Annotated in this window: 12 protein-coding genes; 5 read left to right on the forward strand and 7 right to left on the reverse strand. The window is 61.5% G+C overall.

Features of this window, described 5'->3' with window-relative positions; translation table 11 throughout:
• Positions 1–149 precede the first annotated feature (149 nt).
• The 3 genes from ispH (at position 150) to rnhA (ending at position 2,667) form a co-directional block, all read left to right on the forward strand.
• Positions 150–1,160 carry a 4-hydroxy-3-methylbut-2-enyl diphosphate reductase gene (ispH, locus tag FKV68_RS04890; RefSeq protein ID WP_180940406.1) on the forward strand — a complete coding sequence of 337 codons (1,011 nt, stop codon included), beginning with the start codon at positions 150–152 and terminating at the stop codon, positions 1,158–1,160.
• A gap of 68 nt (positions 1,161–1,228) precedes the next feature.
• Entirely contained in the window at positions 1,229–2,209 is a 981-nt protein-coding gene (locus FKV68_RS04895; RefSeq protein WP_180940407.1) for a homoserine kinase, read from the forward strand.
• Positions 2,206–2,667: a ribonuclease HI gene (gene rnhA, locus FKV68_RS04900; protein WP_180940408.1), complete on the forward strand. Its 462-nt coding sequence runs from the start codon at positions 2,206–2,208 to the stop codon at positions 2,665–2,667. Before FKV68_RS04895 ends, rnhA begins: the two co-directional genes overlap by 4 nt.
• Before the next feature lie 45 nt (positions 2,668–2,712).
• Here rnhA and FKV68_RS04905 read toward each other — a convergent pair whose 3' ends face one another.
• Both FKV68_RS04905 and FKV68_RS04910 read right to left on the reverse strand, forming a co-directional pair.
• Positions 2,713–3,198: a peroxiredoxin gene (locus FKV68_RS04905; protein ID WP_180940409.1), complete on the reverse strand. Its 486-nt coding sequence runs from the start codon at positions 3,196–3,198 to the stop codon at positions 2,713–2,715.
• A gap of 76 nt (positions 3,199–3,274) precedes the next feature.
• The gene (locus FKV68_RS04910) at positions 3,275–4,123 is read right to left on the reverse strand and encodes a protein-disulfide reductase DsbD domain-containing protein (protein WP_180940410.1); all 849 of its coding nucleotides are present in this window, start codon (positions 4,121–4,123) and stop codon (positions 3,275–3,277) included.
• A gap of 164 nt (positions 4,124–4,287) precedes the next feature.
• Here FKV68_RS04910 and FKV68_RS04915 point away from each other — a divergent pair, with 164 nt between their 5' ends.
• A complete protein-coding gene (locus FKV68_RS04915; protein ID WP_180940411.1) occupies positions 4,288–4,893 on the forward strand; it encodes a YqgE/AlgH family protein in 606 nt (201 codons plus the stop codon).
• Positions 4,894–4,928: 35 nt separating this feature from the next.
• On the opposite strand, the gene FKV68_RS04920 is transcribed toward FKV68_RS04915, so the two are convergent.
• The 4 genes from FKV68_RS04920 to thrC all read right to left on the reverse strand — a co-directional run bounded on the left by FKV68_RS04920 (position 4,929) and on the right by thrC (position 11,408).
• On the reverse strand, positions 4,929–7,841 hold the full coding sequence (locus FKV68_RS04920; protein WP_180940412.1) for a sensor domain-containing phosphodiesterase: 2,913 nt from the start codon (positions 7,839–7,841) through the stop codon (positions 4,929–4,931).
• A complete protein-coding gene (locus FKV68_RS04925; RefSeq protein ID WP_180940413.1) occupies positions 7,841–8,452 on the reverse strand; it encodes a GNAT family N-acetyltransferase in 612 nt (203 codons plus the stop codon). Before FKV68_RS04925 ends, FKV68_RS04920 begins: the two co-directional genes overlap by 1 nt.
• Positions 8,453–8,702: 250 nt before the next feature.
• Entirely contained in the window at positions 8,703–9,992 is a 1,290-nt protein-coding gene (locus FKV68_RS04930; protein ID WP_180940414.1) for a M16 family metallopeptidase, read from the reverse strand.
• Positions 9,993–10,007: 15 nt separating this feature from the next.
• Positions 10,008–11,408, reverse strand: a complete 1,401-nt coding sequence (gene thrC / locus FKV68_RS04935; protein ID WP_180940415.1) for a threonine synthase — start codon at positions 11,406–11,408, stop codon at positions 10,008–10,010.
• 483 nt (positions 11,409–11,891) lie between these two features.
• Between thrC and FKV68_RS04940 the strand changes: the two genes are divergently transcribed.
• Positions 11,892–12,431 carry a hypothetical protein gene (locus FKV68_RS04940; protein WP_180940416.1) on the forward strand — a complete coding sequence of 180 codons (540 nt, stop codon included), beginning with the start codon at positions 11,892–11,894 and terminating at the stop codon, positions 12,429–12,431.
• A 117-nt stretch (positions 12,432–12,548) separates the two neighbouring features.
• Here the strand turns inward: FKV68_RS04940 and FKV68_RS04945 are convergent, their stop codons facing one another.
• Complete coding sequence (locus FKV68_RS04945) at positions 12,549–13,655, reverse strand: branched-chain amino acid ABC transporter substrate-binding protein (RefSeq protein WP_180940417.1); 1,107 nt, start codon at positions 13,653–13,655, stop codon at positions 12,549–12,551.
• Between the last annotated feature and the right edge of the window lie 118 nt (positions 13,656–13,773).

Here is a 13,773-nt window from a genome sequence, read left to right on the forward strand (position 1 = left end):
TGATCTTTCGGGCGATCCACGCGGTGGTACGGCATTTGCTCGGTTGAAGGTGTTCTTCCTTGTGTGCGTTGCCGTTGCCGCTATATATGGCGCATGGCCGGGATAGCTCGGCTACGTTCGCTCCTGTTTGTTCTACCATTTTGTGACTCATGGCCTCATCCGCGGCAGCAAAATCTCCCGTTACCATTCGCCTCTGCGGCCCGCGCGGCTTCTGCGCCGGCGTCGATCGGGCGATTCAGATCGTCGTTCTTGCGTTGAAGGAGTTCGGCGCGCCGGTCTACGTCCGCCACGAGATCGTGCACAATCGCTATGTTGTCGAGGGGCTCGAAGCCAAGGGTGCGATCTTTGTCGAGGAATTGGACGAGATCCCGCTGGAGCATCGCAAGCAACCCGTCGTCTTTTCGGCCCATGGCGTTCCGAAGTCCGTGCCGGCGGATGCAGATGCTCGCAATCTGTTCTATCTCGACGCCACCTGTCCGCTCGTGTCGAAGGTACACAAGCAGGCGATGCGCCATCATCGGCTGGGACGCCATGTCGTGCTCATTGGCCATGCCGGGCACCCGGAGGTCATCGGCACGATGGGGCAACTGCCGGAGGGCGCCGTGTCGCTCGTCGAGACCGTGGAAGACGCGGACGTCTACATGCCGCCGGACCCCGATAATCTCGGATTCGTCACCCAGACGACGCTGTCGGTCGACGACACTGCCGGCGTCATCAAGCGGCTGCACGAGCGCTTCCCGAACCTGACTGCGCCAGCGGCCGATTCGATCTGCTACGCGACCACGAACCGCCAGGAAGCGGTAAAGCAGGCGGCGCCCGGCTGCGACCTGTTCCTGATCGTCGGCGCGCCGAATTCCTCCAATTCCAAGCGTCTCGTCGAAGTGGCGCTGAGGGCCGGGGCAAAAAAATCTGTTCTGGTCCAGCGCGCGTCGGAAATCGACTGGGAAGCGATCGGGGATATTTCTACCGTTGGCTTGTCGGCCGGCGCGTCTGCGCCGGAGGTTATCGTCAACGAAATCATCGAGGCGTTCCGCGAGCGTTACGATGCGGCGGTGGAGCTTGCCGACACGGTCGAGGAAAACGAGAACTTCCTCGTCAACAGGGAGATCCGCCACGTCGAATTGACCGCCGCCGACATGGCCTTCGTCAACGGCGAATAAATCGAAGCGCGGTCTTCCGCCGCGGCCTGCTCCAACTACTCGACGTATATTTCTGAAAGTGGCGAACCTTGGCAGTTTATACCGACATCACGGAAGACGACCTGATCCGTTTTCTGGCAGCCTATGACATAGGTGCCCTGACCTCCTACAAGGGCATCGCGGAAGGCGTTGAAAACTCAAACTTCCTTCTCCACACGACCAAGGGCTCCTATATCCTCACGCTTTACGAAAAGCGCGTAAACGCGGACGATCTGCCGTTCTTCCTTGGCCTGATGCATCATCTGGCCGAACGGGGGCTGTCCTGCCCGTTGCCGCTGCCGCGCGCGGATGGCGAGCTTCTGGGAGAACTGTCGGGCCGCCCGGCCGCCGTGATCTCCTTCCTCGAAGGCATGTGGCTGAGAAAGCCCGAGGCGCAGCATTGCCGCGAGGTCGGCCGTGCGCTCGCGGCCATGCATGTCGCCGGCCAGGATTTTCCCTTGAAGCGCGCCAACGCGCTCTCGGTTGGTGGTTGGCGTCCGCTCTGGCAGAACTCTGAGGCCCGTGCCGATGAGGTGCAGGCCGGTTTGAAGGATGAGATCGCAGCGGAACTGAGCTATCTGGAGGCACGTTGGCCGAAGAACCTGCCGGAAGGTGTCATTCATGCGGATCTTTTTCCGGACAACGTCTTCTTTCTCGGCGATCGTCTATCGGGTCTCATTGATTTCTATTTCGCCTGCAACGATTTCCTCGCCTACGACGTCGCCATCTGCCTGAATTCCTGGTGCTTCGAGAAGAATGGCTCCTACAACATCACCAAGGGCATGGCGCTGCTATCGGGCTACCAGAGCGTGCGAAGGCTGACGGCGGAAGAAGTGGCCGCCCTGCCGCTGCTCGCGCGGGGATCGGCCCTGCGCTTCTTCCTGACGCGCCTCTACGACTGGCTGATGACGCCACCCGGCGCTCTCGTGGTGAAGAAGGACCCGCTCGAATATCTGACGAAGATCCGCTTCCATCGCGCCATCCTGTCGAGCGCCGAATACGGCCTCACGCGCCAGGAGGCATCGGCATGAAGCACGTCGACATCTTTACCGACGGCGCCTGTTCGGGAAATCCCGGCCCGGGCGGCTGGGGTGCGGTGCTTCGCTATGGCGACGTCGAGAAGGAAATGTCCGGTGGAGAAGCCGAGACCACCAACAATCGCATGGAACTGCTCGCCGCAATCTCGGCGTTGAATGCGCTGAAGCAACCCTGCGAGGTCGATCTTCATACCGACAGCAAATACGTCATGGACGGTATCTCAAAATGGATCCACGGCTGGAAGCGTAACGGTTGGAAGACCGGAGACAGAAAGCCAGTGAAGAACGGCGAGCTTTGGCAGGCGTTGGATGAGGCGAGGGGCCGCCACAACGTGATCTGGCACTGGGTCAAGGGCCATGCCGGCCACCCCGAGAACGAGCGCGCGGATGAACTCGCGCGCAAGGGCATGGAGCCGTTCAAGAAGACTCGCCGCCCTGGTGTTGCGGTATGAACGGGCCTATCCGGCCCGCTTCAAACGACCCGAAATGTCAGCTTTTCAAAGCTGTTCCAGCATGGCGGCGGCACCCGAAACGGTCGCCTGGCCGGGGGTTTCCTCGACATTCAGAGCCTTGACCACTCCGTCCTCGACCAGCATGGAATAGCGCTTGGAGCGGATTCCGAGCGTGCCGGCCGAAAGATCGATGTCCATGCCAAGCGCCTTTGTGAAGGCGGCGTTCCAGTCCGACAGGAAATGGATCTTGCCCATGCCGCCGGACGAGGTCGCCCAGGCGCCCATGACATGCAGGTCGTTGACCGCGACAACGGCAATGTCGTCAACACCGCGGGCCAGGATCGCGTCGCGATTTTCGAGATAGCCGGGAAGATGATTGAGCGAGCAGGTCGGCGTGAAGGCACCCGGCACGGCAAACAGCACGACGCGCTTGCCCTTGAAGAGCTCGTCCGTCGTCACCTCAACCGGGCCGTCGGCAGTCTTTTCCTTGAAGGTTGCGGTGGGCAGCTTGTCTCCGACGGAAATGGTCACGGTCTTCTCCCTGATTTTGAGCGGGGTTCGGTGCGATTGAGCGACAGCCGAACGCGTGAGGGACTATAGGTCGCCATCAATCAAAGGCAAGGGTCGTTTCCATGCTCCTGCTGCCGGCGCGCACCGTAAGGGCAACCGGCTTTCCCTTGATATTGCGGTCCTTGCCGGAAAACCTCACCGGAATATCCGCCGTGCGCTGAACGCCCGTTTCAACTCCGAATGCCGGCTCGCCGAAGCTCATGCCGGCCGGACCGGCGAAAAAGAGATCAGGCTCGCCTGCGGTTGCTTCTGGAGGCAATTGAAGGCGAAGCCGGATCGCTCCTGCCTCTTCGTCGAACCTCGCTGTGGCCACCTTGAAATCGGTCGACGGGGCTTGCGGCAGCGCCGCCACCGCATCGGCGATCCGTGCCCCGTCGAGCGGATTGTCGAACTCACCCTTCTTCAGGACAAGGTTCAGTTCGCCTTGGACCGGGATGCAGATGTCCTCGCATATGCCCAGGAAGACGGACGCGCGGACAGCGAGGTCGCCGTCGTCACGCGTCCTCTTCAGCGTCAGCGGGAAGGTGACGGGCGTGTCATAGCCGACATAGCGCGCCGGCCCTTCACCGAACGTCTTCGGCGCGGGGAAATCGATGCCCTCCAGAACAACGCCGGAGGAGGGGTCGATCGTAATCTGTGGGGGTATCCCGCTTGCGCCCGGATTGCGCCAGTAGGTCTTCCAGCCAGGTTTGAGTTTGATCTCGAGAATAGCAGGAATAGTGCCGTCCGCTTGTGGCTGCGCGGCGACGAGGCGGATGGCTCCGCCGGCCGACGTCACCCATTCGCTGGCGGCCGCATGCGATTTTGCAGGAAGAAAAAATAAGAGCAGAAGACTTGCCGCGGCCACGCGTTGGGCCATCTTCTCTACCGTGGGGCGCTTGGTCATGGGCTAAGCATTACCGTTCTTCGGCCCGTGCCGCCAGTCGCCCAGCCTATGCCGGCGATCATATTCGCTTGATCGGCACGCGCGAGCGTCGCGCGTGCAAATTTTCGCAGCCGCCACGTAGAGGCGCTTTTCATTTCGTGGCGAATTGATAGGCTATATCCATTATGGCGACAACGGTGCTGCACAAGACACGCGAACGTGGTTTCCTTGACGGTCAATTCCTGATCGCCATGCCGAGCATGTTCGATGCCAATTTTGCCCGCACGGTCATTTTCGTCTGCGCCCATTCCGAGGACGGGGCGATGGGGTTCGTCATTAACCGGCCTCAGCGGCTGACCTTCCCGGATGTCCTCTTGCATCTGCAGATCCTTGACGAGGAGGAGGCGATCCGCCTCCCTCCAATGGCGAGGGATTTTCAGATACAGGCTGGCGGCCCCGTCGAGACAGGACGCGGCTTCGTCCTGCATTCCGACGATTATCTGAGTGACTCCAGCATTCCCGTCAGCGATGACATCTGCCTGACTGCGACGCTCGATATCGTCAGAGCCATTTCTCGCGGCGAGGGACCACTGAAGGCGACGATGCTGCTCGGTTATGCAGGATGGGGGCCGGGTCAACTCGAAACCGAGATCTCCCAGAACGGCTGGCTGACCTGCCCCGCGCGCGAGGAGCTCATCTTCGACCGCGCCTTGGACGAGAAATATGACCGGGCGCTTGAACTGATGGGCGTCAGTCCCGCCATGCTGTCAACGGACGCCGGCCACGCCTGATCTTCTTCGGGCAGACGATCCTCTTCGTCGCTCGGCTACGCCCTCTTCATCAGCGGAAACCGTTCCTTCAGTAGGCGCAGGATCGATTCCGATCCGACCGGCGGGCCGAAGAGGAAACTCTGGCCGTAGTCGCAGCCCATCTGCGCAAGCTGGATCGCGTCTTCTTCGGATTCGATGCCTTCGGCGACCACCTGCATATCGAGTTCGCGGGCCATCGTAATGACGGAACGCAAGAGTATGCCGCGCTTGTCGCTCGGGTCGCGGACGAGCGCCTTGTCGATCTTGATCGTGTCGAAGGGGAAACGCGTCAGGTAGGAGAGCGACGAGTGGCCGGTGCCGAAATCGTCGAGCGCCAGCCGCAGACCCGCCTCCTTGAGCTTTTCAAGGACGAGCCGCGCCTGTTCCGGGTTTTCCATCACCAGCGATTCCGTAAGCTCCATCTTGACCTTTGCCGGATCGCAGCGGTTCTTGTTGAGAACCCCTCGGATGTCGTCATAGAGCTCGTTGTTCAGAAGCTGTGCGCTCGAGAGATTGATCGCCACGAAGATCGGCAGGTCGCCCGTCTGTATCTGCCAATCGGTGAGATCGCTGGTCGCCTTGTCGAAGGCGAACATGCCAAGCTGGTTGATGAGATCGGAATTCTCGGCGATCGGGATAAACTCCGTCGGCGAGACGTTGCCGCGTTTCGGATGGTCCCAGCGCATCAGCGCCTCGAAGCCAGCGATTTCGGCGTCGTTGAGACGGACGATCGGCTGGTAGACGAGCGAAAGCTCCTTGCGCTCGATCGCTCGCTTGAGGTCCGCCTCGAGCTGCAGGCGATCCGACCCAGAGGTTCTGAAAGCCGGACGGAACGGTTCGACGCGGTTGCCGCCCGCCTTCTTGGCGCGGAACATCGCAAGCTCCGCGTCGTCGAGGAGACCGGCTGCGCTCTGCTCCTGGTCGAGCCAGGAAACGAGGCCGATCGAGGCCGTGAGATTGATCTCGCGATTGCCGTAGTTGAGCGGGACCATGATCGCCTTGCTGACTGCATCGGCAAAGTCGGCGATTTTCGCCGGGTCGCGCTCGGACAGAAGGATCAGGCCGAACTGATCGCCGCCGAGACGTGCCAGAGTATCCTGCGGGCGCAGCAGACGGCGCAGACGCCGCGTCAACGCAATGAGAATATTGTCGCCGGCCGCGATGCCGAGCAAATCGTTGACCTGCTTGTAGCGATCGATGTCGATCGCAAGAACGGTCGGCCGCACCGCGCTGGAGCCGTCGGCCATCAGCAGGATTGCCTGCAAGCGGTCGAGAAACACCTGCCTGTTCGGAAGCCCGGTCAGGTTGTCGTGGAGCGCATTGTGCAACAGCCGCTCGATCGAATTGCGCTGTTCGGTGATGTCGACGATGGTGCCGACGCAGCGGATGATCTCGCCGTTTGCGCCAAGCACCGGACGCGCGCGGATCGACAGCCAATGGTAATGGCCATCCTCGGCGCGTACGCGGAACTCGTGATTCAGCCGGCCGCGCCTATGCTCCAGGAGCACGTCGAGCGTTGCGCGGAAGCGATCGCGATCGTCCGGGTGCAGGCGCGGCACCCAATTCCGGACGGGGCCGTTCATCGTTCCGAGCGAAAGACCGAGCTGGTGCGAGATGTCGGGGATGGTCACGACGCGGTCGCGCGCGACGTCCCAGTCCCAGACGGTGTCGCCCGATCCGGTCAACGCGAGCGATTGCCGCTCCAGATCGGAGAAAAGCCCCTGCTGATAGGCGCCGCCCGCAAAGGCATGCTGCATCACCGTGAAGCCGATCAGGAGCACGATCAGCACGAGGCCGCCGCCGAGCGCCGGCTGAACGATATCGTTGGCAAGCTGGCCGGTGACCGCGAGCCATGCGCCGAAAAGCCAGACAAGGATCAATAGCCAGGCCGGAACGAGAAGAATCGCGCGGTCGTAGCGGTTGAAGCCGAGATAGGCGATCAGCACGATGCCGGCGGTTGCCGTCAGCGCGAAGGACAGGCGGGCGATACCCGAGGCGATCGCCGGATCATAGACGGCGACGCCGAAGAGCAGCGCCAGGCCGAGAATCCAGGCGAGCGTCGCATAGCCGAGATGCTGGTGCCAACGATTGAGATTGAGATAGGTGAACAGGAAAACGACCAGTCCGGCCGCCAGGAAGACTTCCGTGCCCGCTCGCCATATTCGCTCGTCGCCGGCGGTGACGCTGATCAGCTTCGATAGGAATCCGAAGTCGACACAGATATAGGCGAGCACCGCCCAGGCAAGCGCGGCCGTCGCCGGCAGCATCGAGGTTCCCTTGACGACGAAGAGAATGGTGAGGAACACCGCCAGGAGGCCGGCGATCCCGAGCACGATGCCGCGGTAGAGCGTGAACGCGTTGACCGTGTCCTTGTAGGCATCCGGCTGCCAAAGATAGATCTGCGGCAGATCAGGCGTGGCAAGCTCGGCGACGAAGGTGATGACGGCCCCTGGATTGAGCGTTATGCGGAAGACGTCGGCCTCATCGCTCGGCTGCCGGTCGAGGGCAAAACCTTCGCTCGGCGTGATCGACAGGATGCGTTGCGAACCGAGGTCCGGCCAGAACAGCTTTGAATTCACGAGCCGGAAATGCGGCGCAACGATCACCCGCTCGAGCTGCTCCTCCGAGACATTCGCAAGCGCGAAGACCGCCCAGTCGCCCTGATGGTTTTCCGTGCTCGACCGCACCTCGATGCGACGCACGATGCCGTCGGTGCCGGGCGCAGTCGAAACCTGGAACGCCTCGCCCCTTCCACTATAGATCTCGGTCGTGGCCGTCAGATCGAGTGCCGTGTCCTCGCGCGAGATCTTCACCGGTTCGAGCGCATGCGCGACGCCGCCGGCAAGGCCAATGGCGAAGACGACAAATGCGACCAGAAACGCCACCAGCTTTGCGGCTGGCCGCGCGAACGGCTTAGAGGTTAGGGGCATCAAAGGGGCATATTCCTGTTCGGTACGGCTTCTGCGGACAGGAGGGAGAACATCAGGTGATCCCGCCACTGCCCGTTTATCTTCAAGTACTGTCTCAAATAGCCTTCACGCTCAAAGCCGGCCTTTTCAAGGAGCCGGATGCTCCGCGCATTCTCTGGAATACAGGCTGCTTCAATACGGTGCAACTCAAGGACCGAAAAGATGTAGGGGATCGTCAGCTTCAGCGCCTCGTACATGTGGCCCTGGCCCGCATATTTCTGCCCCATCCAATAGCCGATCATGCAGTTCTGGGCAGCGCCTCGCCGGATGTGCCCGATGGTGAGGCCGCCGAGGAGTATTTCGTCCGGCTTATGGAAAAGGAGCAGGGGAACGGCCTGACCGGAGGCATATTCCTGCTCGTTGCGGATGACGCGGCTGCGAAAGGCGCTTTCGCTCATTTCGTCGGCACGCCAGCTCGGCTCCCACGGCTCCAGAAAAGCGCGGCTCTCGCTGCGCAGGTGATACCATTGCCGATAGTCGGCGTAGCGGGGGAGGCGGAGCAGATAGTTCCGGTTGGCGATCTCGATCGACTCGGGCTGCCGCGACAGAAACCGAAAAACCGATCGTGCCATATATACCTCCAGGCCAGGATCGCGGCGGGGACTGAAAGCCGTCTGGATTTTCCTCGTCGGTCCCAGCCAATTATGCGCAACGGGGGCGTGTGCCTTCCGTCAACGGCGCCGCCGACCAAACTTCCGGTAGCGCCGCCACGCTCTGAAACGTTGCACAACTTCGCGCTCGAATCGAATCCGATTTTCAGGAATTGTACAAGAAAAACACTACGGTTTCGCCGGGTTACGCTGTTGCTCGGGGTAGATCCGGTCAGATCGCCACGGCGGTCTTGACGCTGAGCGACGACAGGATGTCGCCTAGGGGAGCCAGATGTTCAAGCGGGCCGATCGCAGACAGCGTCGGGACCGTATCGAAGAACAAGCGGCCTGCGAGATCGGTCAGACGCTCTCGCGTGATGCCGGACAGCCGTTCCATCAATTCCTCATTGGGAATGGGGCGGCCGTAGAGCATCATCTGGCGGGCGATCTGCCCGGCGCGCGCGGCAGGGCTTTCCTGCCCCATGAGCAACTGCGCGCGAATCTGCGCACGGGCGCGATCGATCTCCTGCTGCTCAATGCTCATCGATGATTTGCGCAGTTCGTCGACGATCACCGGCATCAGTTCCGGCAGGTTCTCGCCGCCGGTGGCAGCATGGACGCCGAAAATGCCGGTGTCGGAGAAGCCCCAGTGAAAGGCATAGACCGAATAACAGAGGCCCCGGTGCTCGCGCACTTCCTGGAACAGGCGCGAAGACATGCCTCCGCCGAGAATATTGGCGAGGATCTGCGAACAGTAGAAGTCGCGCGCGTGATAGGCCTTCCCCTCGAAACCGAGCAGGACTTGTGCATCCATAAGGTCGCGGCTTTCGCGGCTGTCGCCGCCGGTGTAGCGCGCGGTATCGAGAACGGGAGAGGAATGCGGCAGGCGCGGCAGGGCAGAAAAGCGGGTTTCGACCTCGCGCACGAAGGCATCGTGCTCGACGGCGCCGGCTGCAACGATAAAGATCCGGTCGGTCGTGTAGTTGCGGCCGAGGTAATGGCGAATCTGGTCGGCCGAGAAGGACATGACGGTGTCCGGCGTGCCCAAGATCGGTCGACCGACCGTCTGGTCGCGGTAGGCCGTCTCGGCGAAGCGGTCGAAGACGACGTCGTCCGGCGTGTCGTCCGCGGCACCGATTTCCTGCAGGATGACGTGCTTCTCGCGCCTGAGTTCCTCGTCGTCGAAGCTCGATTCCGTCAGGATGTCGGCAAGGATGTCGACCGCCAGCGGCACATGATCCTTGAGAACCCGGGCGTAGTAGGAGGTCGTTTCGGTAGACGTGGCGGCGTTGAGCTCGCCGCCGACATTCTCGATCTCCTCGGCGATCTGACGGGCGCTGCGCCGCCGGGTCCCCTTGAAAGCCATGTGCTCCAGCAGGTGCGCTATGCCGTGTTCATCCACGGTTTCGTTGCGCGAACCGGACTTGATCCAGACGCCGAGCGCCACGCTTTCGAGATGCGGCATCCGCTCGGTCACCACCGTCAGCCCGGAAGGGAGCTGGGTGCACTCAACTTTCATCATACGTTTTTTCTCGTTCTACTCCCGAACGCGGGTACGCTCGCCGATGAAGGTTTCGACGTTCTTAAGCTCCGGATCCAGGATATCGAAACGCTCCGCCCTATTCATGAGATCAGCAAGCCACGTTGGAAGCGCGGGGTCAATACCACTTGCCGATTTTACTGCGTCGGGGAATTTCGCCGGATGAGCCGTCGCGAGCGTCACCATCGGCGCGGAGGATTTCTCGTGTTTTGCCGCCACGAACACGCCGATTGCCGTATGCGGATCAAGGAGATAGCCGCTGTCCTTAAAGGTCTTGCCGATCGTCTTCGCCACCTCCTTTTCCGAGGCGCGGCCCGCGCGGAACTCCCTGCGGATTTTTTTCAGGGCAGCGTCGTCGATCGCGAAAGAGCCTGATTGCTTGAGGCCTGCCATGGCCGCACGCACCTTGGCCGGGTCACGATCGTAAGCCTCGAACAACAGTCTTTCGAAGTTGGAGGAGATCTGGATGTCCATCGAGGGCGATGTCGTTGCCTTGACCTCGCGCATTTCGTATCGGCCGGTCTTCAGCGTGCGTGCGAGGATGTCGTTCTCGTTGGTCGCGACGATCAGCTTGTCGATCGGCAAGCCCATGCGCTTGGCCACGTAGCCTGCGAAGATGTCGCCGAAATTGCCGGTCGGGACGGTGAAGGAAATCTTCCGGTCGGGGCCGCCGAGCGAGATCGCGGCGGTGAAATAATAGACGATCTGAGCCATGATCCGGGCCCAATTGATCGAGTTGACGCCCGAGAGCTTGACGCCGTCGCGGAAGCTCTCGTCGTTGAACATCGCTTTGACCAGGTTCTGGCAATCGTCGAAATTGCCCTTGACGGCAATCGCATGCACGTTCACGGCCGTGGATGTCGTCATCTGCCTTTGCTGTACTGCCGAGACCTTGCCGTGCGGGAAGAGAATGAAGATGTCGGTGCGTTCTCTACCGGCGAAAGCGTCGATTGCCGCGCCACCGGTGTCACCGGACGTCGCGCCGACGATGGTCGCCCGTTCGCCGCGCTCCGCAAGCACATAATCCATCAGGCGGGCGAGCAACTGCATGGCCACGTCCTTGAAGGCCAGCGTCGAGCCGTGGAAGAGCTCCAGCACGAAGGAATTTGCTCCGGTCTGGACGAGCGGCACGACGGCTGGATGCCGGAAGGTGGCATAGGCCTCATCGATCATCTCGCGAAATTTCGCGGCCGGGATTTCACCGTTGGTGAAGGGCTCGAGCACGGCAAAGGCGATTTCCTGATAGGACTTGCCGCGCAGCGCCCGTATTTCCTTCTTCGAGAGCGTCGGCCATTCTTTCGGCAAATAAAGCCCACCGTCGCGGGCGAGCCCTGCGAGGAGGGCGTCGCAAAAACCGAGGGGCGCCGCTTCTCCCCGTGTCGAGACATACTTCATCATTTCACCCCTTCGTCCTGTCCGCGCGTGCGGCCCTATGTGAGGTCCGCTGAGCCCGGCCGCCTTTTTGCGTCAATCCCCGGCAAAACACCCCGTCAATCTTGTCACCATGGCAATTCCGGCTGGCCACGCTCCCCCGGAATTTTCTGCATGGGACGGCTGACTGGATCGATTTTTCAAAACGCCGCTGCTATAGACGATGCCCGTGGGCCATGAAAGGCCCCGACCGAACGTTTTCGTCTACAGCGCCGCGCGTCTTAATCAGGCGCGGAAAGGACGCTGTAGCACTTGGAATTGCTGCATGTTTTTGTCCTTGCATCGGCCACGGTCGAGGAAACATGCAGCAGGGCGTGATTGGGCAGGCGGACCAGTTCTCCGCTCCGTCTCGCTCTAACCTATTGGAATCGATCACGATGATTTTGGATTGATCCAGTCCAAACTCATCGTGATCTGGTGTTTAACCGGGTTCAGCAGAGGTTGTGTAACGTGTTTGGCAAAGTATCTCGCCGTGTTCTCGCCGTATCGCTTCTTGCGGCGCTCGCAGGCTGCAACAAGACGCAAACGGGCGGCGCCATCGAATCTGGCGGCAGCGCGTCCGCCGCAACGCCGGCGGTAATACAGGCGGCCTGCCCTCAGGTTACTCTTCGGGACGGGACTTCGAGCTACCGCACCTATGCGAAGGGCGCGAAGAACGATCCGACCAAGGTCGTCTATCAGGCGTCGCTCGCCGACACGACGCGCCAATGCGTACAGAGTGAAGATTCGCTCAAGGTCACGGTAGTGGTGCAGGGACGTGTCGTCGCCGGCCCCGCTGGAGGACCCGGGAAGGTGACCCTGCCGATCCGTGTGGCCGCGACGGACGGCGAAAAGACGCTCTATTCCGAACTCACCCAATTTCCGGTCGAGGTCCCGCAGGGCAGCGCCTCGACGCAGTTCGTATTCACCAAGGCAGACGTCACGCTTCCCGCTGGCGCTGGCGCCGAGGCCAAGGTTTTTGTCGGCTTCGACGAGGGACCAACCCAGTGATTTCTGCAAGCGCGTCTGAACAAGACGCGCGGCACTATAGGCGGACGGTATCCCGCAGCGCGCAACGAAAAAACGCCGGGGCATGCCCCGGCGCTTCCTTGTCTGTTCGCGGTCGTCTTATTCGGCGGGGACGCTCTTGCCGGCTTCCCATTTGTAGAGCGAGAAGCTCGGCGAGGTGAGGTCACCGGTTTCGCCGTAGGTCAGCTTGCCGATAGCGGTGTCGATCGCGTCGCCGGACTTGATTGCCGTCGCGACTGCGTTCGGGTCTTCGGCGGACCCCGCCTTTTCGATGCCGGCCTTGATGACCTGCACGGCGGCATAGGCATTGAGCGTGAAGGCTTCGGCAGGGATGTTCTTGGCCTTGAGAGCTTCGATCACGGGGGCAGCGTCCGGGTTGCGGGTCGCGTCGCTCGCGTTGGTGTAGACCGTGCCGCTGGCCGCTTCGCCGCCGATCGCCCAGAACTCGGTGTTGGAGAGGCCGTCGCCGCCGATGAGCTGCGCCTTGACGCCCTGGTCGTGCATCTGACGCGCGAGCAGGCCGCCTTCGGCATGGTAGCCGCCGAAATAGACGACATCGACATTTTCGGCCTTGAGGCGCGTGACGATGGCGCCGAAGTCTTTTTCGCCGGGGGTCAGGCCCTCGTAGACGACTTCGGTGATACCGCCCGCGTTGATCGCCGCCTTGAACCCGTCGGCAAGGCCCTTGCCGTAGGCGGCCTTGTCGTGCAGCACGGCGACGCGCTTGTCCTTGAAGTTCTTGACGACATAGTCGGCGGCGACCACCGCCTGCTGGTCATCGCGCCCACAGGTGCGCAGCACGTTCCACAGCCCGCGGGTCGTGAGGTCCGGCGTGGTCGCCGTCGGCGTGACCATCAGGATCCCGTTTTCCGCGAGCACGTCGGATGCCGGCATCGAGGTGCCGGAGGTTACCGGGCCGACGACATAGCGCAGACCTTCGCCGGCAAGCTGGTTGGCAACAGATACGGCTTGCTTGGGCTCGCCGGCGTCATCGACGATCTTGATGACGATCTTCTCGCCCTTGATGCCGCCGGCATTGTTGATGGCTTCGACCGCCGCTTCGGCGCCGTTCTTGACCTGCTCGCCGAAGGCGGCGACTTGGCCTGTGAGCGGAGTGATCACGCCAATCGTAATATCGGCATGGGCAAGCGGTGCGAATGCGACGCCGGCCGCCAACGTCAAGCCGGTCAATATCGAAAGACGCATAATGTCTCCTCCTTGGAAATAACGCTTATGGACTGCTTGATATAGCCCCTGGGCGCATTGCGATAGCCATGATTTATGAAGGAGGTCATGCGCAATCAATGCGGCATGGCGTCCTCGC

The sequence above is a fragment of the Sinorhizobium mexicanum genome, assembly GCF_013488225.1.
GTDB classification, from domain to species: Bacteria; Pseudomonadota; Alphaproteobacteria; order Rhizobiales; family Rhizobiaceae; genus Sinorhizobium; species Sinorhizobium mexicanum.

What these genes read in the sequence shown, in the direction of transcription:
- FKV68_RS04910 (WP_180940410.1), bottom strand. Translation starts at nt 4,123, where the DNA reads ATGACCAAGCGCCCCACGGTAGAGAAGATGGCCCAACGCGTGGCCGCG.
- rnhA (WP_180940408.1), top strand. Translation starts at nt 2,206, where the DNA reads ATGAAGCACGTCGACATCTTTACCGACGGCGCCTGTTCGGGAAATCCC.
- FKV68_RS04915 (WP_180940411.1), top strand. Translation starts at nt 4,288, where the DNA reads ATGGCGACAACGGTGCTGCACAAGACACGCGAACGTGGTTTCCTTGAC.
- FKV68_RS04930 (WP_180940414.1), bottom strand. Translation starts at nt 9,992, where the DNA reads ATGATGAAAGTTGAGTGCACCCAGCTCCCTTCCGGGCTGACGGTGGTG.
- FKV68_RS04920 (WP_180940412.1), bottom strand. Translation starts at nt 7,841, where the DNA reads ATGCCCCTAACCTCTAAGCCGTTCGCGCGGCCAGCCGCAAAGCTGGTG.
- FKV68_RS04945 (WP_180940417.1), bottom strand. Translation starts at nt 13,655, where the DNA reads ATGCGTCTTTCGATATTGACCGGCTTGACGTTGGCGGCCGGCGTCGCA.
- thrC (WP_180940415.1), bottom strand. Translation starts at nt 11,408, where the DNA reads ATGATGAAGTATGTCTCGACACGGGGAGAAGCGGCGCCCCTCGGTTTT.
- FKV68_RS04925 (WP_180940413.1), bottom strand. Translation starts at nt 8,452, where the DNA reads ATGGCACGATCGGTTTTTCGGTTTCTGTCGCGGCAGCCCGAGTCGATC.
- ispH (WP_180940406.1), top strand. Translation starts at nt 150, where the DNA reads ATGGCCTCATCCGCGGCAGCAAAATCTCCCGTTACCATTCGCCTCTGC.